The sequence below is a fragment of the Desulfovibrio sp. JY genome (assembly GCA_021730285.1).
Classification (GTDB): domain Bacteria; phylum Desulfobacterota; class Desulfovibrionia; order Desulfovibrionales; family Desulfovibrionaceae; genus Solidesulfovibrio.
The window spans coordinates 4,103,587-4,122,997 of sequence record CP082962.1 but is presented as its reverse complement, the minus strand read 5'-3'; the positions used below and the strand labels follow the sequence as shown (position 1 = coordinate 4,122,997).

At 65.0% G+C, this 19,411-nt stretch carries 22 protein-coding genes; 15 read left to right on the top strand and 7 right to left on the bottom strand.

The window, feature by feature from the left end; translation table 11 throughout:
- Nucleotides 1-32 precede the first annotated feature (32 nt).
- The 15 genes from tatB to K9F62_18425 all read left to right on the top strand — a co-directional run bounded on the left by tatB (nucleotide 33) and on the right by K9F62_18425 (nucleotide 12,758).
- Nucleotides 33-386, top strand: coding sequence for a Sec-independent protein translocase protein TatB (tatB, locus tag K9F62_18495; protein UJX40659.1), 354 nt, complete (start codon nucleotides 33-35; stop codon nucleotides 384-386).
- A gap of 16 nt (nucleotides 387-402) precedes the next feature.
- A complete protein-coding gene (gene hisB / locus K9F62_18490; protein ID UJX40658.1) occupies nucleotides 403-993 on the top strand; it encodes an imidazoleglycerol-phosphate dehydratase HisB in 591 nt (196 codons plus the stop codon).
- Entirely contained in the window at nucleotides 993-1,676 is a 684-nt protein-coding gene (locus tag K9F62_18485) for a hypothetical protein (protein UJX40657.1), read from the top strand. Before hisB ends, K9F62_18485 begins: the two co-directional genes overlap by 1 nt.
- Nucleotides 1,673-2,416 carry a 1-(5-phosphoribosyl)-5-[(5-phosphoribosylamino)methylideneamino]imidazole-4-carboxamide isomerase gene (gene hisA, locus K9F62_18480; protein ID UJX40656.1) on the top strand — a complete coding sequence of 248 codons (744 nt, stop codon included), beginning with the start codon at nucleotides 1,673-1,675 and terminating at the stop codon, nucleotides 2,414-2,416. Before K9F62_18485 ends, hisA begins: the two co-directional genes overlap by 4 nt.
- Complete coding sequence (locus K9F62_18475) at nucleotides 2,413-2,613, top strand: heavy-metal-associated domain-containing protein (GenBank protein UJX40655.1); 201 nt, start codon at nucleotides 2,413-2,415, stop codon at nucleotides 2,611-2,613. Before hisA ends, K9F62_18475 begins: the two co-directional genes overlap by 4 nt.
- A 76-nt stretch (nucleotides 2,614-2,689) precedes the next feature.
- Nucleotides 2,690-3,412: a thermonuclease family protein gene (locus tag K9F62_18470; GenBank protein UJX40654.1), complete on the top strand. Its 723-nt coding sequence runs from the start codon at nucleotides 2,690-2,692 to the stop codon at nucleotides 3,410-3,412.
- 118 nt (nucleotides 3,413-3,530) lie between these two features.
- Nucleotides 3,531-3,899, top strand: coding sequence for a preprotein translocase subunit YajC (yajC, locus tag K9F62_18465; protein ID UJX40653.1), 369 nt, complete (start codon nucleotides 3,531-3,533; stop codon nucleotides 3,897-3,899).
- A 119-nt stretch (nucleotides 3,900-4,018) separates the two neighbouring features.
- The gene (gene secD / locus K9F62_18460; GenBank protein UJX40652.1) at nucleotides 4,019-5,623 is read left to right on the top strand and encodes a protein translocase subunit SecD; all 1,605 of its coding nucleotides are present in this window, start codon (nucleotides 4,019-4,021) and stop codon (nucleotides 5,621-5,623) included.
- Nucleotides 5,624-5,769: 146 nt separating this feature from the next.
- Nucleotides 5,770-7,917, top strand: a complete 2,148-nt coding sequence (locus K9F62_18455; protein ID UJX40651.1) for a S9 family peptidase — start codon at nucleotides 5,770-5,772, stop codon at nucleotides 7,915-7,917.
- Nucleotides 7,918-7,930: 13 nt separating this feature from the next.
- The gene (locus K9F62_18450; GenBank protein ID UJX40650.1) at nucleotides 7,931-8,782 is read left to right on the top strand and encodes a hypothetical protein; all 852 of its coding nucleotides are present in this window, start codon (nucleotides 7,931-7,933) and stop codon (nucleotides 8,780-8,782) included.
- 117 nt (nucleotides 8,783-8,899) lie between these two features.
- On the top strand, nucleotides 8,900-9,682 hold the full coding sequence (locus tag K9F62_18445; GenBank protein UJX40649.1) for a DUF4198 domain-containing protein: 783 nt from the start codon (nucleotides 8,900-8,902) through the stop codon (nucleotides 9,680-9,682).
- A gap of 112 nt (nucleotides 9,683-9,794) precedes the next feature.
- On the top strand, nucleotides 9,795-10,403 hold the full coding sequence (gene cbiM, locus K9F62_18440) for a cobalt transporter CbiM (GenBank protein UJX40648.1): 609 nt from the start codon (nucleotides 9,795-9,797) through the stop codon (nucleotides 10,401-10,403).
- Nucleotides 10,404-10,595: 192 nt separating this feature from the next.
- Nucleotides 10,596-11,261 (top strand): hypothetical protein, encoded by a 666-nt coding sequence (locus K9F62_18435; GenBank protein UJX40647.1) that lies wholly within the window; start codon nucleotides 10,596-10,598, stop codon nucleotides 11,259-11,261.
- Nucleotides 11,258-12,028, top strand: coding sequence for a cobalt ECF transporter T component CbiQ (gene cbiQ, locus K9F62_18430; GenBank protein ID UJX40646.1), 771 nt, complete (start codon nucleotides 11,258-11,260; stop codon nucleotides 12,026-12,028). The genes K9F62_18435 and cbiQ overlap by 4 nt, the downstream gene beginning before the upstream one ends.
- Entirely contained in the window at nucleotides 12,018-12,758 is a 741-nt protein-coding gene (locus tag K9F62_18425; GenBank protein ID UJX40645.1) for an energy-coupling factor ABC transporter ATP-binding protein, read from the top strand. Before cbiQ ends, K9F62_18425 begins: the two co-directional genes overlap by 11 nt.
- A gap of 207 nt (nucleotides 12,759-12,965) precedes the next feature.
- On the opposite strand, the gene K9F62_18420 is transcribed toward K9F62_18425, so the two are convergent.
- From K9F62_18420 to ileS, 7 genes are read right to left on the bottom strand one after another with little or no spacing between them, the layout of a single operon-like run.
- Complete coding sequence (locus K9F62_18420) at nucleotides 12,966-13,700, bottom strand: protein phosphatase CheZ (protein UJX40644.1); 735 nt, start codon at nucleotides 13,698-13,700, stop codon at nucleotides 12,966-12,968.
- A gap of 6 nt (nucleotides 13,701-13,706) precedes the next feature.
- Nucleotides 13,707-14,237 carry a PilZ domain-containing protein gene (locus K9F62_18415; protein UJX40643.1) on the bottom strand — a complete coding sequence of 177 codons (531 nt, stop codon included), beginning with the start codon at nucleotides 14,235-14,237 and terminating at the stop codon, nucleotides 13,707-13,709.
- Nucleotides 14,238-14,257: 20 nt separating this feature from the next.
- Entirely contained in the window at nucleotides 14,258-14,701 is a 444-nt protein-coding gene (locus K9F62_18410; GenBank protein UJX40642.1) for a 4Fe-4S dicluster domain-containing protein, read from the bottom strand.
- A gap of 25 nt (nucleotides 14,702-14,726) precedes the next feature.
- On the bottom strand, nucleotides 14,727-15,722 hold the full coding sequence (gene ybgF / locus K9F62_18405) for a tol-pal system protein YbgF (protein UJX40641.1): 996 nt from the start codon (nucleotides 15,720-15,722) through the stop codon (nucleotides 14,727-14,729).
- Nucleotides 15,719-15,952, bottom strand: coding sequence for a PLDc N-terminal domain-containing protein (locus tag K9F62_18400; protein ID UJX40640.1), 234 nt, complete (start codon nucleotides 15,950-15,952; stop codon nucleotides 15,719-15,721). Before K9F62_18400 ends, ybgF begins: the two co-directional genes overlap by 4 nt.
- 37 nt (nucleotides 15,953-15,989) lie before the next feature.
- On the bottom strand, nucleotides 15,990-16,481 hold the full coding sequence (gene lspA / locus K9F62_18395; GenBank protein ID UJX40639.1) for a signal peptidase II: 492 nt from the start codon (nucleotides 16,479-16,481) through the stop codon (nucleotides 15,990-15,992).
- A gap of 3 nt (nucleotides 16,482-16,484) precedes the next feature.
- Nucleotides 16,485-19,307, bottom strand: a complete 2,823-nt coding sequence (gene ileS / locus K9F62_18390) for an isoleucine--tRNA ligase (GenBank protein UJX40638.1) — start codon at nucleotides 19,305-19,307, stop codon at nucleotides 16,485-16,487.
- Between the last annotated feature and the right edge of the window lie 104 nt (nucleotides 19,308-19,411).

The following is a 19,411-nucleotide window of genomic DNA, read 5'->3' as shown; positions in this document are numbered from 1 at the left end:
CGTCGGCCCGGGCCGGCGAAAAGAGTGACTTTATGTTCGGCATCGGTTCCACGGAGCTCGTGGTCATCCTGATCGTGGCCCTTATTGTCATCGGTCCTTCCAAGCTGCCCGACCTCATGCGCACGCTCGGCAAGGGCATGGCCGAATTCCGGCGTATGAGCAACGACGTCAAATCCACCTTCGAGGCCGAAGTGGATCGGGCCGAGCGTGAAAAGCGCCAGAGCGAGGCTCAGAAAGAACTGTATCCGGAAAATTCGGCCGGAGATGCGGCCGAGGCGAGCGCCGCCGCGAACGCCACGCCGGTCGAAGCCGAAGCCAAGCCGGCCCAGGCCGCGACGAAACAGGCCGAGGCCCAGGCCTCGGGAAAGGAGGCTCCGACCGCCTAGGCGGTCGGGGAACGCCATGGGGGAACGCTTCGGCGAATTTGTCCGGGAGACCGGCGAAACCAAGGTCTCCGTCCGCATCGACCTCGATGGGACGGGGACGGCCTCGGTCGATACCGGGGTCGGGTTCGCCGACCACATGTTGTCGCTTTTGAGCTTTTGGGGTCGTTTCGACCTCATGGTCTCCTGCCGGGGCGATCTGGAGGTGGATGCCCACCATTCCCTGGAGGACGTGGCCATTTGCCTGGGCGAGGCCATGCGCCTGGCCCTTGGCGACCGGGCCGGCATCGCCCGGGTGGGCGTGGCCAAGGTGCCCATGGACGAGGCGCTTTGCGAAGTGGTGGTCGACCTGTCCGGCCGGCCTTATCTCGTTTACCGGGGGGGCGATGCGTTGCCGCCGGTGATCGCGGGCGAGGAACGGGATCTGTGGCGGGAATTTTTCAAGTCCCTGGCCTTTACGATTCGCGCCAACCTGCATATCCATTACGAATACGGACAAAACGGCCATCATCTGGTGGAGGCGGCCTTCAAGGCGTTGGGACTGGCCCTGCGCCGGGCGACGACCGCCGATGGAACCAGGGTGCCGAGCACCAAGGGGAGCCTGGACTGATGCGAAATAAATCGTTGGCCTATCTCGTTGTCGTGTTTGCGGCCGTCATCTCCCTGTCGGCAGGATGCGTGCGTCGCACCGCGCCGATGGCCAAGGCCCCGACCCCTGGCGACGCCGCCACTTCGGCCGTGGCTTTTCTGAACAAGACCTTTGTCGTTGTCCCGTTTGCCATCCCGGCCACCGACGCCGATCTGCCCACGGGCTATCTGCCGTCCATGCGGTCCGTGCCCGAGGCGGTCCCGGTCCAGCTCGACGCCGCCCTGGACAATGACCTGTCCGGCTCGAGCCAGCATTTCGTCCCGTCCAAGATGGCCTACACCTGCGCCCATTCCGCGCAGCGCGGCAACGAGACGGGCCGACTGGCCACCATGCGGTACTGGCAGAACATCGGCAAATGCGCCGGCGCGGACTTTGTGCTCGTGCCCCTGGTCATCGACTGGACTGCGCGTGAGGGTTCCGAGATCGGCGCCACCAAGCCCGCCAGCGTGAACCTGAGCCTGACCCTCGTCAACGTGCGCACCGGCGGCATCGTCAAAACCTTCCATTTCAACGAAACCCAGCAGACGCTGGCCTCCAACATCCTGGAAGCCAAAAAGTTCGTGTCCCGAAACGGCCGTTGGCTTTCGGCCATGGAGCTGGCCCAGGAAGGGCTCAAGCAGGGCATCAAGGAGCTTGGCCTGTGATCCTGTTTCCGGCCGTCGATATCAAGGACGGCCAGTGCGTGCGCCTCAAGCAGGGCCTGGCCGACGAAGTGACCGTGTTTTCTCCCGATCCCGAGGCCATGGCCCGGCATTGGGAGGGGCTCGGGGCGCTGTGGCTGCATCTGATCGACCTGGATGGGGCCTTTAGCGGCAAGCCACGCAATTTCGAGCTGATTTCCCGCATCTGCTCCGGGCTTTCCATCCCGGTCCAGCTCGGGGGCGGCATCCGCGACGCGCAGGTCGCCGCCGCCTATCTGGACGCCGGCGTGCGGCGTCTTATCATCGGCACCCTGGCCCTGGCCGATCCCGACGCCTTCGCCGCCATCTGCGCCGCCCATCCGGGCCGCGTCGGCGTGTCCCTCGATGCCGTGAACGGCCAGCTCAAGGTCAAGGGCTGGGTCGAGGACGCGGGACTGACCGTCGAAGAGGTCGTGCCGCGTCTGGCCGAGCAGGGTGCGGCTTTTGTCGTCTACACCGACATCAGTCGCGACGGCATGCAGACCGGGGTCAACCTCGAGGCGCTCGAGCGCCTGCTCGACCTCACCGATCTGCCCGTGCTCGTGGCCGGCGGCGTGGCCACCCTGGGCGATGTCAAAATGCTTTTCCCGTATTCCAAAAAAGGGCTTCAAGGCGTGATCACCGGCCGGGCCATCTACACCGGAACCCTGGATTTCGGGGAGGCCATGGCCTACATCGCCGACCAGTCCGAGGAGGTCGCATGAAAACCGTGGAAGTCGGCGGCATGCACTGTCCGAAGTGCGTCGCGTCCGTGACCAAGGCCCTGACCGAGGTGCCGGGCCTGTCCAACGTGTCGGTCGATCTGGAGAAGGGGCAGGCCACCTTTGACGGCGAGGCTTCCGAAGCCGCCATCAAGGACGCTATCGACAAGATCGGCTTCATTCCCGGCGCGATCAAGTAGCGTGCCGCGAACATCGTTTGCAGGAACCGGCTGTCGCGACTTGTGCGGCGGCCGGTTTGCATTTGTATCGGTCGGTTTGCCGTGGCCGCGGGGCGAACGGGCGGGACGGCGCGGGGCGTGGCCGCTTCTCGTGTCGGTCTGTGCCCTGGCGTTGTTGCTGCTTGTGCCCAGGCTTGGCGCGGCCCGGGATGTCGTGTCCGTGGCCCGGGTCTTCGACGGGGACACGGTACAGCTGACCGACGGCCGCAGGGTGCGCCTAGCCGGCATCGACGCCCCGGAGATAGCCCATGGCGCCGCTCCGGCCCAGTATTACGCCGCCGCCTCCCGGCGCGAGCTCGCGAGCCTGACCCAGGGCGTCGCCTTGCGCTTCATGCCGGTTGGACGGGGCTCGGACCGTTTTGGTCGGGCGCTCGGCGATCTGATCCTGCCGGACGGCGCGTCCGTAGCCGAGCGGATGCTGGCGGCGGGGGCGGCCTTTTTCTTCTGGTATCCGGATCTGCCCGATTCGTTGGTGCAGCGCCTTCTGTCGGCCCAACGGCGGGCCATGGAGCAGGGCAGGGGCTTTTGGCCGCGCATCCTGCGCCTGCCGCCGCCGGCGGGCGGATATGCGGGCAATGCCGCCTCGCGCCGGTTCCATGCCCCTGGCTGTCCCGACGCCGGGCGCATCGGTCGCCGCCACCGGGTGGCCCTGGCCGATGCCCGGCAGGCCTTTAATCTGGGATTTTCTCCGGCCCGGGAATGCACCCCCTGGCCGACGGCCGGGACCGGCCGGAAGAGCCCATGGACGGATAAACCTTGACGCGGCGGCATTTTTAGACCATCCATTTTTCCGCGACAGCCCTTGCCCGAGGCCGCGCCGGACGCGGATGTCCGCACTTGCGCGCACGATTCGGGCCAATAACCTATCTGGAGGCAGCATGCTTTTTCCGAGCCTGGCGCATGCCATGGGCGCCGCCCCCGCCGGCGGCGGCGAGGGGGCGGCCAATCCCATCACCGCATTTTTGCCGCTGATCATTATGTTCGCCATCTTCTATTTTCTGCTGATCCGTCCGCAGCAGAAAAAGGCCAAGCAGCACCGCGCCTACCTCGCCAATCTCGGCCGTGGGGATTATATCCTGACCGGCGGCGGCATCTACGGCCGCATCATGGAAGTCCACGGCGACAAGCTGACCGTGGAGATCGCCAAGGATCTCACCATCGAGATCAACCGCAGCTTTGTCTCCGGTCCCGGCGAGCCCCAGGCCGCTCCCGCCAAGGCCGAAGCCAAGGGCAAGGCCAAGGAATAGCGTTTTTGACGGCGCCGGGTGTTTTTCTTCCCGGCGCGCACGGCGAAGGGCTGCTGGCCGGCAACCCTTCGCCTTGAGTGTTTCCCCGAAGCGTAAGCCTCCCAAGGAGAGCCTCGCCCATGTCTGGAAATATGCGTTGGCGGCTGGCCGTCATCAGTCTTGTGGCCTTTTTGGGCCTGATTTACATGCTGCCGTCCATCGGCACGGTCAAACAGTCTTTCCTTGGCAAGTTCTTGCCTGATGACGTGATAAACCTCGGCCTCGACCTCAAGGGCGGCATCCATCTCACCCTTGGCGTGGACGTGGACAAGGCCCTGGCCAACTCCCTGGTCCAGATGGGTCGGGACGTGCGCGACCAGGCCAAGGACGACGGCATCGCCGTGCTGCGCCCCCAGACCACGGCCGACGGCAAGCGCCTCCAGCTCGTCCTGGCTTCGGGCGACAAGCGGCAGGCCTTTGACGAGATGCTCGCCAACCATTTCAACGTGCTGGTCGTCGACAACGTGGAAAGCGGCCCGGACGGCAAGTTTACCTACAAGCTGTCCTTCACCCCGCGCTACGCGTCCGAGCTGACCCGCATGACCGTTGATCAGGCCGTCAAGACCATCCGCAACCGCATCGACGAATTCGGCGTGTCCGAGCCGGACATCCGCAAACAGTCGGACAACCGCATCCAGATCCAGCTGCCGGGCCTGCACGATCCCGAGCGGGCCATCAAGCTCATCGGCAAGACCGCGCACCTGGAGTTCAAGGTTGTGGACGACAACGCGGACCTGGACAAGGCCCAGAAGGGCGTCCTGCCCCCGGGCGAGGAACTTTCCGTCCTGCGCCACCGCAACCCTGACGGCTCCTATCTCGAGCGCCCCATTGTCCTGCGTTCCGACGCGGTCATGACCGGCGAGCACATTTCCGACGCCCGGGCCAATTTCGACCGCAACAACCAGGCCTATGTCGCCTTGTCGTTCACCCCGAGCGGTTCGCGCCAGTTCGAGCGGGTGACCGGCGAAAACGTGAAAAAGCGCTTGGCCATCGTCCTGGACGGCAAGGTCTATTCCGCGCCGACCATTCAGGAAAAGATCAGCGGCGGCCGGGCCAGCATCACCGGCCACTTCTCCACCGAGGAAGCCCGCGACCTGGCCATCGTACTGCGCGCCGGCGCGTTGCCCGCCCCGGTCAGCATTCTGGAGCAACGCAGCGTCGGTCCTTCCCTCGGCCAGGAATCCATCGAGCAGGGCGTGTATTCGGCCCTGGTCGGCGGCGTCGTCGTCGTCGGCTTCATGATCCTTTACTACGGGTTGGCCGGCTTCGTTGCCGATCTGGCCCTCCTTTTCAACATGGTGCTGATTATGGCCGGTCTGGCCGGGTTCGGGGCCACCCTGACCCTGCCCGGCATTGCCGGCATCATCTTGACCATCGGCATGGCCGTTGACGCCAACGTCATCATCTTCGAGCGAATACGCGAGGAGCTGCGCCTGGGGCTCTCGGCCCGCAAGGCCGTGGACACCGGCTACGACCGGGCCACACTCACCATCTTCGATGCCAACGTGACCACGATCATCGCGGCCATGGTGCTCTACCAGTTCGGCACCGGTCCCATCCGGGGCTTTGCCGTGACCTTGATCCTGGGTACCGTGGCGTCCATGTTCACCGCGATCTTTTTTACCCGCTATCTGTTTGACCTCTGGCTGTCCCGACGGCCGCCGGACGCGGGTATCCGCATCTAAAGTTTCGGGCTTTTCCCCGGAACGGGTGCGCACGGATTCCGATGGCACCATAAGCCCCCCGGCAGGGGGGCTTTTTTTTCCGGTTTGACCCCTATCCCGGCACACCGTACAGTGCGCCATCGCCCAAGCGAGGTGAGTTCGAACCGATGCCTGCCGCTTTCCGATTCCGTCTCCGTGCCGTGCTGACGGCCGTGGCCTTTCTTTGTGCCTGCGCCGCGCCCGCCATCTGCTCCGAAAAGGCTTTCACCATCGACGACATGCTGCGGGTGGCCATGATCGACGACCTGCGCCTGTCCGCCGACGGCAAGCGCGCAGCCTTCACCGTCACCCGGGCCGTCATGGACGGGCAGGGCGGCGATTTGCGCTCGCGTGTGTACGTGGCCGACGCGGCCAAGGCCCTGGCGCGCCCCGTCACGCCGGAACGGGAGGTCTGCGAAAAGCCGACCTTTTCCCCGGACGGCTCCCGCCTTGCCTATCTTGTCCAGACCGACGATACGACCGATGCCGTGCTCCTGCCCCTGGCAAGCGGTCACGCCCACCGTCTTACCCACGGCCGGGGCGATGTGCTCGATCTGGCCTTTGCGCCCAGCGGGAAGGAACTGGCCATGACCGTGGTCATGGGCGGCGCTTCCGGCGGCCGGGAAGCCGGTTGCGACGCGGATGTGGACGTCCTGGACGAGGAGGGCGGCGCTGCGGGGCTGTATCTGTTGCCGCTTACCGGGCAGGGGACGCTTCGGGGACTTGTGACCGACCGCGACGTGGGGGGATTCGTCTTTTCCCCGGATGGCCGCCACATCGCTTTCGAGACGGTTGCTCCCGACGCGCCGCCGCGCGGTCGTCGCGGCAATACCGTTTCCGGCCGGGCCCAGCCCCAGGACGCGGCCCAGACCGACATTGCCATGGTGGATGTGCAAACCGGGCGCGTCGTGCCCGTGGCCGCGACCGCCGCTTCGGAGGCCGGTCCGAGCTTTTCTCCGGACGGCAAATGGCTGGCCTACGTGGCGACTAGCGCGCCGGGGTTTTATTACAGCGCCGCCCGGGTCATGGTTGTCCCCACGACCGGCGGCCCGGCCCGGGAACTGGCCGCAACGCCCAATGCCCGCCCGGAAATGATCGGCTGGTCGGCTGGCGGCGGCGCGGTCTATGTGCGCGAGGTCGAAGGCACGGGTGCGGTGATTCTGGCCCTGCCTGTTTCCGGCGCCGCGCCGCGCGTGGTGTCCGATACCCCCCGCATGGTGTCCCAGGCCGCCGTTTCCGCCTCGGGCAATACCCTGGGCATGGTGCTGGTCGACAGCGACCTGCCTCCGGAGACCTACCTGACCCCGGCCGCCCGTTTCGCGCCCAAAGCCGTGTCCACGGTCAACCGGGAGTTTGCCGGCTACCGCCTGGGCAAAACCGAGGTGGTGCGCTGGAAGGCTTCCGACGGCACCGTCCTCGAGGGCCTCTACACCTATCCCGTCACCCCCGGCGCCGGGCCGCCGCCCCTTCTGGTCGAGCTCCACGGCGGGCCGGCCGTGGCCGCCGACCGGCAGTATCTGGGGGCGCTCAACTATTACCCGCTGGCGGTTTTCAGTGAGCGCGGCTACGCCCTTTTCCAGCCCAATGTCCGGGGTTCGGACGGCTATGGACCGGCTTTTCGCATGGCCATCCGGGGCGATTGGGGCGGAGTGGACTTCGCCGACCTGCAAAGCGGGCTCGACGCCCTGGTCGCGCGCAAGCTGGCCGATCCCAAGCGCATGGGCGTTATGGGCTGGAGCTATGGCGGCTTCCTGACCGCCTGGGCCATCGGCCACACCGACCGCTTCGCCGCCGCCTCCATCGGCGCGGGCATTACCGATCTGGTCAGCCAATCCGGCAGCATGGACCTGCCCGATTTCATTCCGCTGTATTTCGGCGGCGAGGCCTATGAACGGTTCCAGACGCTTTTCGACCATTCGCCGCTCAAGTACGCCGCCTCCATCAAAACGCCGACGCTCTTTCAGCACGGCGTGGCCGACGAGCGGGTGCCGTTCACCCAGTCCCTCGAGCTCTACACCGCCCTGTCGCGCCTCGGGGTGCCGACCAAGCTGGCCGCCTATCCCCGGAGCGGCCACGACGTGACCGAGCCCTCGTTGATCCGTGACCTCATGGTCCGCAATCGCGACTGGTTCGCGCACTATCTCCCGACTGCGCCGGTGGAAACGGCGTTTTTCCCCGGTGCCGCCCCGGACGGTACCCAGGGGCGGACGAACGGCAGATCCGACGTGACCGGCTCTCCGGTGGCAGAAGGGACGCCTACCCGGCCCGGCTCCTGACGGCGCGGCGATCATGACCGGAACGGCAAGGCGCATCCTGGCGGCGGCAGGCCTCGCCTGGGGGATTTTCGCCGCCATGGTCTGTCCCGCCGTTGCCGACGAACGCCTGGAAATCGCCGCCGTCTACCGCAGCCTGGGCTATCGGGACCTGGGCGAACCCCGTTGTTCCAACCCCTCGGCCGGCATCCTGCCGGAACACGGCGGCTGGACCCGCAACTGGTCCGAGACGCGGGCCTATGTAGCGCTTTCCTGGCGTCTGCTGGACTCGCGACACGTCGTTGTCGCCCCGGGTTTCCACCTGGGCACGTCCATCGGCCGTTTCGAGGCCAAGAACATCGGCATCGGCTATTATGAAGCCTGGGAAACCCGGCCGGCCCTGCTTTGGGGGCCTTCCGTCCGGCTGCTCCTGCGCCGGGAGCCGGGGTATGGCGCTTTTCTGCTGGCCCGCTACGAGCTTTTTATCGCCAACGCGCCCGAGGCCCGCGAGGACGTGGTGAGTTCCTCGGGCACGGGCACGCCGCCGTCCCAGCGCGATGCGACCTTTTCCTGGCAGAGTCACGAGGCCACGCTGGCCCTGGGCTACGACTGGGGCAAGGTGGCGGTGGCCGCCGGGGCGACGCTCACCGCGTTTCGCCTGGACAAGCGCCTCACCCACCACATCGATCCCGGCGGGGCCACGGGAACGGCCCTGGCCGCCATCCTGGCGCTCAATGCCCGGCCCGGCCAATATGGCTACGAACCCAAAAGCCTTGTCGCGCCGTATCTGGCCGTGACGTTTCGGCCCGTGTCCCGCCTGCGCCTGGCGGCGGAACTGCGCCCCGCCGCGCAGCCCGACTGCGCGCTGTCCCTGGCGCTTACCTTCTGAGGGTGCCTCTTTCCCGACAATTTCCGTATGCCAATGGTTGCCATGCGTTCTTGCTGCGTGTTATGATTTTTTTGTTCTTACTATGTATTGGTAATCTTCCATAAAAAAGGGGGCTCCATGGTATCCATTTCCCGCGTTCTTGTCGCGCTGGCGACGGTGGTGCTGACGGCCGCACCGGCCCTGGCCCATTTCGGCATGGTCATCCCGTCCCAGGATGTGGTTACGAGCAAGGAAAAAGCCAAGGTGGATCTGGTCGTGTCCTTTTCCCATCCCATGGAGGGAAAGGGCATGAACATGGCCAAGCCCAAGGCCTTCGGCGTGGTGGACGGCGGCAAGAAGACCGATCTGCTGGCGACGCTGAAGCCCACTAAGGTCATGGACCATGACGCCTGGAAGTCCGAATATACCTTCAAGCGGCCGGGCGTGGGAATTTTCTACGTGGTGCCCGAGCCCTATTTCGAACCGGCCGAGGACAAGTACATCGAGCACCTGACCAAGGTCGTGGTGCCGGCCTTCGGCGAGGAAGAGGGCTGGGACGAGCCCGTGGGGCTGCCGGCCGAGATCATTCCCCTCTCGCGTCCCTTCGGCAATTATGTCGGCAACGTCTTCACGGGCAAGTTGCTCGTGGACGGGAAGCCGGCCGCCGGGGTCGATGTGGAAGTGGAATACTATAACAAGGACAATGCCTACACCCCGCCTAACGAATATCTGGTGACCCAGGTGGTCAAGACAGACGCCAACGGCGTTTTCACCTATGCCGTGCCCTTTGCCGGCTGGTGGGGATTCGCCGCCCTGACCGACGCGCCGCAGACCATCGAAAAGGACGGCGTGGCCAAGAAGGTGGAGCGTGGGGCCGTCATGTGGGCCAAGTTCGTTGATCCCAAGCACAAGAAGAAGTAAGGCCTTGCGACTCGTTTGCGGGATTTTCGCTTGACGATCCGGGAGTCCGGCCGGGACCGTCTCGGCCGCGTCTCCCATAACCGTGCGCGCATTGGCGCGACAGGCGGGCAGCATGCATATTTCCGAAGGGGTGCTTTCCGGGCCGGTGCTGGCCGGCGGCTGGACGATCACGGCCGTGGGCATGGCTGTGGGCCTCAAGCGCCTGGACTACGACAAGCTGATGACCGTGGCTATCCTTTCGGCCGCTTTTTTCGTTGCTTCGCTCATCCATGTGCCCATCGGACCGGTCAGCGTCCACCTGATATTAAACGGCCTGATCGGCGCGATTCTCGGCTATGCCGCCTTTCCGGCCATCTGTGTGGCGCTCCTTTTGCAAGCCGTGCTGTTTCAGTTCGGCGGGCTGGTGGTGCTTGGCGTCAACACCTGCGACATGGCGCTGCCGGCCGTGTTTTGTTTCCTGGTCTTCGGGCCGCTGCTGCGGGCCGGGGGCACCAAGCGGGCGGTGGGGGCCTTTTGCTGCGGCTTTTTCGCGGTGCTTCTGGCCGGCTGCCTGACCGCCGGCGCGCTTGCTCTTTCCGGCGAGGCGTTTATCGGCACGGCCAAGGTGATTCTGCTCGCCCATATCCCCATTATGCTCATCGAAGGGGTGCTGACGGCCATGGCCGTGGCCTTCCTGGCCAAGGTGCGCCCCGAGATGCTGGCCATCCGTCTGGCTGGGTGAGTTGGGAAGAACTGGGGGGAAACCTTTCTGGAGAAAGGTTTCCCCCCAGGCCCCCCCTTCCCAAGACTTTTAACGGTGAGGGGATGTTATCGGCGTTGCGTCCGTAAAGTTAAAAACTCTAGGAAGGGGAGAGCGCAAGAGGGCTACTACCATTTTCAAAGGAGTTCCCCTCTCGTATAAGGGATTATCTTTATGAAATATAAGCATATTTTCATTATAGCCTTGGCGCTTTGCCTGGGTGCGGCCGCGCCGGCCCTGGCCCACAGAGTCAACGTGTTCGCCTATGTCGAGGGCAACGATGTGCATGTGGAGTGCAGCTACAGCCGCTCCGACCGGGTGCGCTTCGGGGAGATCACCGTCAAAAACGCCGCCACCGGGCAGGTCTATCTGACCGGCAAGACGGACGACAAGGGCAATTTCGTCTTTCCCGTGCCCACGGCCGCCCGCAACGAGAAGGCCGATCTCGACATCACCCTCAAAGCAGGCGAGGGCCACCAGAACAATACGAGCGTCAAGGCCGAGGAATATCTGTCCGCCGCCCCGGCCGAACAAAGCGCCGCCCCGGCCGCCCCCGTCGCTGCGACGGCAACGGCGCCCACGCCCGCTACGCCGGCCGTGACAGCCGCCGCGCCTGCTCCGGCAGCCTCCGCCGCGGTCGTGCCCATGGACAAGGCCGCCTTGCAGGCCGTGGTGGAGCAGGCCGTTGAAGTCAAGATCGCGCCCATCCGCAAGATGCTGCTGGATCAGGAGGAAAAAGGCCCGGGGCTGGCCGGGATCGCCGGGGGCATCGGCTGGCTGGTCGGCATTGCCGGGCTTTTGGCCTATGTCCGCTGTCGCAAGGGCGGACGGGGCGCATGATCGACGAACCGCTCGCCCGGGGAACCTCGTCCATCCACTCCCTGGACCCCCGTTCCAAACTCGTCGCCTGCCTGGCCCTGTCCGTGGTCGCCGCCCTGGCCGCAACACCGGCCGCCGCCGGGCTGGTGCTTGTCTGCGGGCTTTTCTTGACCATTGCCGCCCGCCCGTCCTGGCGGGTGGTCTGGGGCCGGTTTGTCGCGGTCAACGCCTTTGTGCTGTTCTTGTGGTTCGTGTTGCCCTTTACCGCGCCGGGAGAGGCTGGCTGGCGGCTTTTCGGCTTCACGGCGACCCGGGAAGGCGTGGCCCTGGCGTCCGTCATCACGGTCAAGACCAACGCCATCTTTTTTTGCATCGTATCCCTGGTCGCCACCATCCCGGTGCCGGCCCTGGGGCGGGCCATGACGGCGCTGCACGTGCCGGCCAAATTTTCCTTTCTTTTTCTTTTCACCTACCGTTACCTGCACGTCATCGCCGAGGAGTACGCCCGGCTGGCCACGGCGGCGAGGCTGCGGGGCTTTGTCCCGGCCACGGACGCGCGCACCTACCGTACCTATGCCGCCCTGGTCGCCATGGTGCTGGTGCGCAGCTTCGACCGTTCCCAGCGAGTCTACCAAGCCATGCTGCTGCGCGGGTTCCACGGCGAATTTCCCAGTCTGGACCGGTTTGCGGCCCGGCGCGGCGATATGGTTTTTCTGAGCCTGTGTCTGGTCGTATCCGCGGCGGCCGGCGCGCTCGATTTCGTTTTGCGGAGGGGATATGTCTTCTGATGCGCCGCTGCTACGCCTTTCCGGGGTGGGCTACGCCTATCCCGGCAGCGACCGTCCGGTGCTGGCCGATGTCGATTTTACGTTTTCGGCCGGAGAGCGAATCGGACTTTTCGGGCCCAACGGCTCGGGCAAAACCACGCTGTTGCACGTGATGATGGGGCTTGTCCGGCCCGATGCCGGCGAGGTGCACTACAAAGGGGCCCTCGCCGCCACGGAAAAGGATTTCCGGGCCGTGCGGCGAGGTGTCGGACTGCTTCTGCAAAACGCCGACGACCAGATCATCTACCCGACCGTGCTCGACGACGTGGCCTTCGGGCCGCTCAATTGCGGTCTCTCGCCGTCGCGCGCCCGGGAGGCGGCCGAACATGCCCTGGACATGCTCGGCTTGGCCGGTTTTGGCGAACGGCTGTCGCACCGGCTTTCGGGCGGGGAGAAAAAGCTCGTGTCCCTGGCCGGGGTGCTGGCCATGGAGCCCGAGGCGCTTTTACTCGACGAGCCGACCAACGGCCTCGATCCGGGGACGCGGGAGCGTATCGCGGATATCCTCAAGCGCCTGGGCAAGCCGCTGATCGTCATTTCCCACGACTGGGATTTTCTCTTCGAGGTGACCGATACCTTCTATACCATCGAGGCGGGCAGGCTCGTGCATGATCCGCACTTCATCATCCACCGCCACGTCCACGGCCATCCCCTGGGCGACCAGGCCCACCACCATCACGCCACGGAGTAGGGTAGGGCGAGGGATAAAATGGAACCGGGGGGAAACTTTTCTGTAGAAAAGTTTCCCCCCGGCCCCCTTTCCAAAGACTTCCAATGGTGATGGGATGTTATCGGTGTTGCTCCCGTAAAGTCGAAAACTTTAGGAAGGGGAGAGCGCGAGAGGGGAGAACCCTTTTGAAAGGGTTTCCCCTCTCGCACTTCTCTTGCCATTCTCCCCCTAATCCAGCCCAAGCTGAGCGAGGAGGTCGTCCACCGCGCCTTGTTGGACCTTGGTCTGGGGGCCTTTGAGTTCGGAGACCTTTTGTTTGGCCTCGGCCTGGAGTTCGGAGATGGTCTTGTCCGGGGCTTCGGCCCGGGCCTTGAGCTGGATGCCCGTGGACAGGTAGAGGTCGAGCACGATCTGTTCGACCTTTTTGATGGCGGTGATGATGCGTTTGATGCGCTGGCCGGTGAGGTCCTGGAAGCTCAGGGTGGTCATGATGCGCATGAGGTCTTCGCCGAGGGCTGCGTTGCCCGCGCGCAGTTTTTCCACGGCTTCGGGGTCGGCCACACCGTTTTGCATGGTCCCGAGGAGTCCGGCCGCGTCGGCTTGCAGGTCCAGGTGCTTTTCCACGATGTCCATGATTTCGGTGGTGGCGGTTTCCGTGGTCTCAAGGATCTTGTCGAGCTGCTGGGCCGCTTCCTGGAACAGCTGGTCGGCCTGCTGGCGGTCGTCGGCATGGGCTTCGCCCTCGGTCTTGGCCGCCTGGTTGATTTCCTTGTAGATATCCTGGAGGCCCTGACGCATCTCCTCGTTTAGGCGCTGATGGAACTCGCTTTCCAAAAGCGAACGGGACAGGGTCTTGGCGACTTCCTTTTCAATGCTGGCGCTGATGCTGCGGCGCAGGTCCGGGACGACCTCGGTGAGAAGCCTGTCCAACATGCGTTCGAGAAGTTCTTCGTCATTGATCATGCGGCGTTAGTCCCATTTCTTTCCGCGCAGGTCGTCGCGCTGGCTTTGGAAGACAAATTGTACGATGCTTTCCAGATCCCGTTCCCGGATGCGTGTGAAATCGAGGGCGTAAACGACGCGGCCATCCAGGTCATCCTCATGGCGCAGGATGCGCCCCACGGCGCCGGCCATGCGGAGCGGAAACCGCGCCAGCACGATGACCGCCTCCACGTATTGGTCCACGTCCAGTTCCTGCGAGGCCACAAACCGCACGCCAGCGCCGCTTATCTCAAGGATTTCCAGGGTCACCGGAAAATCGGCCGTGAGTTCGTCGCGGCTTTGCATGGAGAGCAGCATGTCGAGCTTGGCGTTGATCGAGCACAGCATGGCGTGCAGCGCCTCGCTCATGCCCGCCTCGCGAGGATCGTGGCAAGCTCCCGAGCCGCCGCCGAGAAACGGCGATTCCCGGAAGATCTGGATGTCGTCCGGTCCCGGCAACGGCCGCAGATAGCCGGCCAGGCGCGTGGGAATACGCATGAAGGCCCGTTTTTCTTCCACGCAGGCTTCCCCCCCGCCGGCTACATGACGCCGTTTTCCAGTAAAATCTCCATGGCCGCCACCGGGCAGACCTTGGTGCACATGCCACAGGCCGAGCAGGTGTCTTCGTGAAATTCCACCAGCCGGGTCTCGATGTTGAGCATAAGCGCCTTGGTCGGGCAAAGGGCCGTGCACACGCCGCAGTGGATGCAGCGCTCCTCGTCCCTGGAGACGCGCTGGGCGGCCGGCACCACGCCCACGCCATGCTCCTTGAGGTAGGCCATGCCGGCCTCGAAGGCTTCCCTCGGCCCGGTGATGTCCATGGTCATCTGGCCCTCGTGGCGCGGGGTGATCTGGGCCTTGGAGATGTTGAACACCAGTCCGTAGATCCGGGCCAGATCGCAGACCACGGGCTTGTTCGAGGATTCGGGGGGGAAGGTCAGGTAGATGATCTTCCGCAGTGTTTTTTCTTGAGGAGTTTCCATGCGTTCCGTCGCTTGTTGGCCGGCGCTACTTGGGCATCATGGATTTGGCCCGGGTGGCGAAGGCGGAATCGGGATATTTGTCGATGACTTCCTTGAAGGACAATTTGGCCGCGCCGGCGTTGCCGAGCTTCATGAAGGCCACGCCGCGTTTGAACAGCGCATCGGCATGCTTGGGGCTTTTGGGGTATTTCTCGATGACTTCCTGGTAGGCCAGGGCCGCGTTGGCGAAGTCGCCGAGCTGGAAATAGCACTCGCCGGTCCAGAAGAGGGCATTGGGCATCAGCGAACTGGTTTTGAAATTGCGGGCGAATTCCTGGAAAATCCCCAGCGCCTGCTGGTACTGGCGGGCGTTGAAGCTGGAAAGGCCCTTGGCATAGACGGCGTCGGCCGGGCTTTGCGCCTGGACCGCCGGCGGTTGGGCCTGAACGGCCGGCGCCTGGGCGGCCGGCGCGGCCGCTGTGCCCGGGGCTGTGTAGGGCGGGATGGTCGGTTCGGACTCGTCCGGACCCGCGCCGCCCGGGGTGGGCGCGCCGTAGCCGGTTTGCTGTTGCGCGTACCCGGCTTGCGGCTGCTGCGCGTAACCCGTCTGGGGCTGCTGCGCGTAGCCGGCCTGGGGTTGCTGGGCATAGCCGGTTTGCGGCTGTGCGTAACCGGCCTGCGGCTGTTGGGCATAGCCCGCCTGGGGCTGCTGGGCGGCGGCCTGGGGCGCGGCGGCAGCCGGTCCGGCGGCGGGGCCGAGGTCGATGGCCAGTTGGGAGGCGATGCGGCTGACGTTGCCTTCCAGTCGGGCCACGCGTCCGGACAACTCGGGGTCGTTCTTGTTGGCCTGCACCTGCTGGGAGAGCTCCTCGACCTTGGCGTTTAATCGCCGCAGTTCACCCTTGGTGTTCTCCAGTTCCGCCCACATGTCGGCGGGCGTGTTGAGGGGGGCCGGGGTATTGGGCTTGGGCGCGCAGCCGCCGACCAGGGCGGTGAGCATGGCTGCGGCCAGAAATGTACCTTTGCTGTGACGGGTCTTCATAACGGCTTGCGACCTCGCTTGCGTCCCCAGATGAGGTAGACCACGCCCCCGAGTACGGGGACGAAGATGGCCAGGAGAAACCAGAACATCCTCTCCAGGGGGGTTGGAAACACGCGGTGAAAACTTTGCCATATCGCGATGTAATTGGGAAGGATCGCCAGGGCCAAAATGGCGAGGGCGAAAACCAACTGGCCGGTGGTCATGGGCGGCAGCGCTGGCAAGGGGGGCATGCGGACCTCGTTTCGGATGTTGGCGGCGGTGCGCCCGTTATTTGCGGGAAGAGGGGCGGCGCATGCGGTAAAAGGCCGCAAGGAGCGCCAGCGAACCGAGAAAAATGGCGATATCGGCCACATTGAAGGCCGGCCAGTGGTAGGCTTTATAGTGGAAATCCAGGAAGTCCACGACCTCGCCCGTCTTGATGCGGTCGATGAGGTTGCCGACGGCCCCGCCCAGGATCGAGCCGAGGCCGATGATGAGCAGCTTGTTGTCGTCCTTGGCCATGCGCAGCAGATGGAAGATGATGAGCACGGCCAGGGCCGTGGCCGCGAAGAAGAAGTAGGTCTGCCACTTGATGTCGTTGCGGTTCAAAAAACCGAAGGCCGCGCCGCGGTTGAGCACGTAGACGATATTGAAGAACCCGGGGATGACCTGCCGGGTGGTGTAGAGCGTCATGTTGCCGACGATCCACAGCTTGGCGGCCTGGTCGAGGACGATCAGCACCAAGGCGAGGGGAATCGCGATCTTGAAACTTGGACGCATGGGTCAGTTGGCCTCGGTCGCCATGACCGCGGCGCAGCGCGGGCACAGGTCCGGATACTCGGGCTCGGTGCCCAGTTTGTCGTACACCCAGCAGCGGGCGCATTTCTCGCCAGTGGCGCGGGCCACGCCCACGAACGCGCCTTCCACGCCCTCGCAGGGTACGGCCTCGGCCGGAACCCCGGAAGCCGGGGCCAGCGTCGCCTGGGACACGATGAACACTTCGCGCAGGTCCATGCCGAGCGACGCCACCGATGCGCCCACGGCCTCGGGCAGGTACAGCGTTACCGCCGTCTCCAGGGAGTGTCCCACGTCGCCGGCCTTGCGCTTGGGCTCGATGGCCCGGGTCACCTCGCCGCGAAGCGTGGCCACCAGGTCGAGCTTTTCCCGCAACTCCGGATCGAGCTCCCAGCCGGCCGTGTCGAGGGGCGGCAGGGAGAAGACCGAAACGCCGTCGCCCCGCTGGCAGACAGGCGTATGGCGAAAGACCTCTTCGGCCGTAAAGGAGAGAATCGGGGCCATGTCGCGAACAAGCACGCGCAGGATGCGCCACAGGGCCGCCTGGGCCGAGCGGCGCTCCCGGCTATCCTTGGCCGAGACGTAAAGCCGGTCTTTCAGGATGTCGAGATAAAATGCTGAAAGGTCGGTGACGCACAGGTTGTGTAGCGCGTGGAAGACCTTGTGGAATTCGTAGGCTTCGTAGGCCTCGGCCATGCGGGCGTGGGCCCGGGCGGCCGTGTCCACGGCGTAGCGGTCGAGGGGCAGCATGGCCTGCGGGGCCACGTCGTTTACGGCCGGGTCGAAGTCGGACAGGTTGCCGAGCACGAAGCGGCAGGTGTTGCGGATGCGGCGGTAGGCCTCGACCAGACGGGCCAGGATTTCCTCGGAGATGCGGATGTCGTCGCGGTAGTCCACGGCCGACGTCCACAGACGCAGGATTTCCGCGCCGTGCTTGTCGATGATCTCCTGGGGCTCAATGCCGTTGCCAAGGGACTTGGACATCTTGCGGCCTTCGCCGTCGACCACGTAGCCGTGGGTGAGCACCTGCCGGTAGGGGGGCAGGCCGCGCGTGCCGAGGGAGGCCAGAAGCGAGCTGTGAAACCAGCCCCGGTGCTGGTCCGAGCCCTCCAGGTACAGGTTGGCCGGGAAGGCCAGTTCCGGGCGCTTTTCCAGCACCGCGGCAAAGCTCGTGCCCGAGTCGAACCACACGTCCAGGATGTCGGTCTCCTTGCGCCAGTGGGTCCCGCCGCAGTTGGGGCAGGTGAGCCCGGCCGGCACGATGTCGGCCAGGTCCGCCTCGAACCAGTAGTCGCAGCCGCGCTCGTGGCCGGCGAATTTTTCCGCCACCGAGCGCATCCAGGCCGCGTCGTTGTAGGCCGTGTCGCAGGACTCGCAGATAAGGGCCAGGATAGGCACGCCCCAGGTGCGCTGGCGCGAGATGCACCAGTCCGGCCGGCCGGCGATCATATTATGGATGCGTTCCTTGCCCCAGGAGGGAATCCATTCCACCTCGCTGTCGATGGCGGTCAGGGCGCGGCTGCGCAGGTCGCCCACCTCCATGGAAATGAACCACTGGGTGGTGGCCCGGAAGATGACCGGCTCCTTGCAGCGCCAGCAGTGGGGATAGGAGTGGCGGATCTTGCGCTCGGCCAGAAGATTGCCGACTTCCTTGAGCTTTTCGATAACCTTGGGGTTGGCCTCCCACACGGTCAGCCCGGCGAAATAGGGCACCACGTCCAGGAACCGGCCGGCGTCGTCCATGGGCGAGAGCACGTCCAGGCCGTAGCGAAGCCCCGTGTCGTAGTCCTCGCGGCCGTGGCCCGGCGCGGTGTGGACAAGGCCGGTGCCGGCGTCGAGGGTCACGTAGTCGGCCAGGACGAAGGGCGACTCCCGGTCATAAAAAGGATGGCGCGCCTTGAGTCCTTCGAGCGCCGAGCCCGGGGCCGTGGCCAGGACGGTGGCGTCGGTCCAGCCGAAAAGTTCGCGCACGCTTTCCAGGAGTTCGGCGGCCAGCACGTACTGGGCGTCGCCCGCCGCGATAAGCGCGTAGTCGAACTCGGGGTGGGCGGCCACGGCCATGTTGTCCGGCAGGGTCCAGGGCGTGGTGGTCCAGATGGCGGCGTAGGTCCTCGCCGGATCGGCCATGGGGAAGACGTCTTTTATTTTCGGGTCGGGCAGGGGAAAGCGCACGAAGACCGAGGGCGAGGTCTCGTCGGCGTATTCCACTTCGGCCTCGGCCAGGGCGGTCTGGCAGGACAGGCACCAGTGGATGGGCTTTTTGCCCCGGTAGACCGAGCCCTTTTCCACGAAATCGCAAAGGGCCAGGGCGGTTGCCGCCTCGTAGGACGGGCGCATGGTCAGGTAGGGATCGTCCCAGTCGCCGAAGACGCCCAGACGCTTGAATTCCTTGCGCTGGATATCCACGAACTTGGTGGCGTAGTCCCGGCACAGCCGGCGCACGGTCACGGCCGGCAGATTCGTCTTGCCCTTGGCCTTGAGCTCCTGGGACACCTTGTGCTCGATAGGCAGCCCATGGCAGTCCCAGCCCGGCACGTACGGGGCCTGGTTGCCGGCCATGTGGCGGGATTTGACGATGATATCCTTTAAAATCTTGTTGAGCGCATGGCCCATGTGCAGGTGGCCGTTGGCGTAGGGCGGCCCGTCGTGGAGCACGTAGCGGGGGGCGCCCTCGCGGGCGGCCAGCATCTGGCGGTAGATGTCGTTTTCCGCCCAGAATTTGAGGGTTTCCGGCTCCTTTTCCTTGAGGTTGGCCTTCATGGGAAAGGAGGTCTTGGGAAGTTTCAGGGTCTTTTTATAGTCGCTGCTCATGGCCTGGTTTCCTTGCGCTTGTCCCGGCGTCCATACGATGCCGGAGAAACCGCCTGTTTGAAACAAGGCCGCCGGGAAGTCAAGAAACGTCGGAGGCAAAGCGC

Coding starts and splice junctions, on each gene's coding strand:
- tatB (UJX40659.1), top strand. CDS start 33: ATGTTCGGCATCGGTTCCACGGAGCTCGTGGTCATCCTGATCGTGGCC.
- hisB (UJX40658.1), top strand. CDS start 403: ATGGGGGAACGCTTCGGCGAATTTGTCCGGGAGACCGGCGAAACCAAG.
- K9F62_18485 (UJX40657.1), top strand. CDS start 993: ATGCGAAATAAATCGTTGGCCTATCTCGTTGTCGTGTTTGCGGCCGTC.
- K9F62_18475 (UJX40655.1), top strand. CDS start 2,413: ATGAAAACCGTGGAAGTCGGCGGCATGCACTGTCCGAAGTGCGTCGCG.
- yajC (UJX40653.1), top strand. CDS start 3,531: ATGCTTTTTCCGAGCCTGGCGCATGCCATGGGCGCCGCCCCCGCCGGC.
- secD (UJX40652.1), top strand. CDS start 4,019: ATGTCTGGAAATATGCGTTGGCGGCTGGCCGTCATCAGTCTTGTGGCC.
- K9F62_18455 (UJX40651.1), top strand. CDS start 5,770: ATGCCTGCCGCTTTCCGATTCCGTCTCCGTGCCGTGCTGACGGCCGTG.
- K9F62_18450 (UJX40650.1), top strand. CDS start 7,931: ATGACCGGAACGGCAAGGCGCATCCTGGCGGCGGCAGGCCTCGCCTGG.
- K9F62_18445 (UJX40649.1), top strand. CDS start 8,900: ATGGTATCCATTTCCCGCGTTCTTGTCGCGCTGGCGACGGTGGTGCTG.
- cbiM (UJX40648.1), top strand. CDS start 9,795: ATGCATATTTCCGAAGGGGTGCTTTCCGGGCCGGTGCTGGCCGGCGGC.
- K9F62_18435 (UJX40647.1), top strand. CDS start 10,596: ATGAAATATAAGCATATTTTCATTATAGCCTTGGCGCTTTGCCTGGGT.
- cbiQ (UJX40646.1), top strand. CDS start 11,258: ATGATCGACGAACCGCTCGCCCGGGGAACCTCGTCCATCCACTCCCTG.
- K9F62_18425 (UJX40645.1), top strand. CDS start 12,018: ATGTCTTCTGATGCGCCGCTGCTACGCCTTTCCGGGGTGGGCTACGCC.
- K9F62_18420 (UJX40644.1), bottom strand. CDS start 13,700: ATGATCAATGACGAAGAACTTCTCGAACGCATGTTGGACAGGCTTCTC.
- K9F62_18410 (UJX40642.1), bottom strand. CDS start 14,701: ATGGAAACTCCTCAAGAAAAAACACTGCGGAAGATCATCTACCTGACC.
- ybgF (UJX40641.1), bottom strand. CDS start 15,722: ATGAAGACCCGTCACAGCAAAGGTACATTTCTGGCCGCAGCCATGCTC.
- K9F62_18400 (UJX40640.1), bottom strand. CDS start 15,952: ATGCCCCCCTTGCCAGCGCTGCCGCCCATGACCACCGGCCAGTTGGTT.
- lspA (UJX40639.1), bottom strand. CDS start 16,481: ATGCGTCCAAGTTTCAAGATCGCGATTCCCCTCGCCTTGGTGCTGATC.
- ileS (UJX40638.1), bottom strand. CDS start 19,307: ATGAGCAGCGACTATAAAAAGACCCTGAAACTTCCCAAGACCTCCTTT.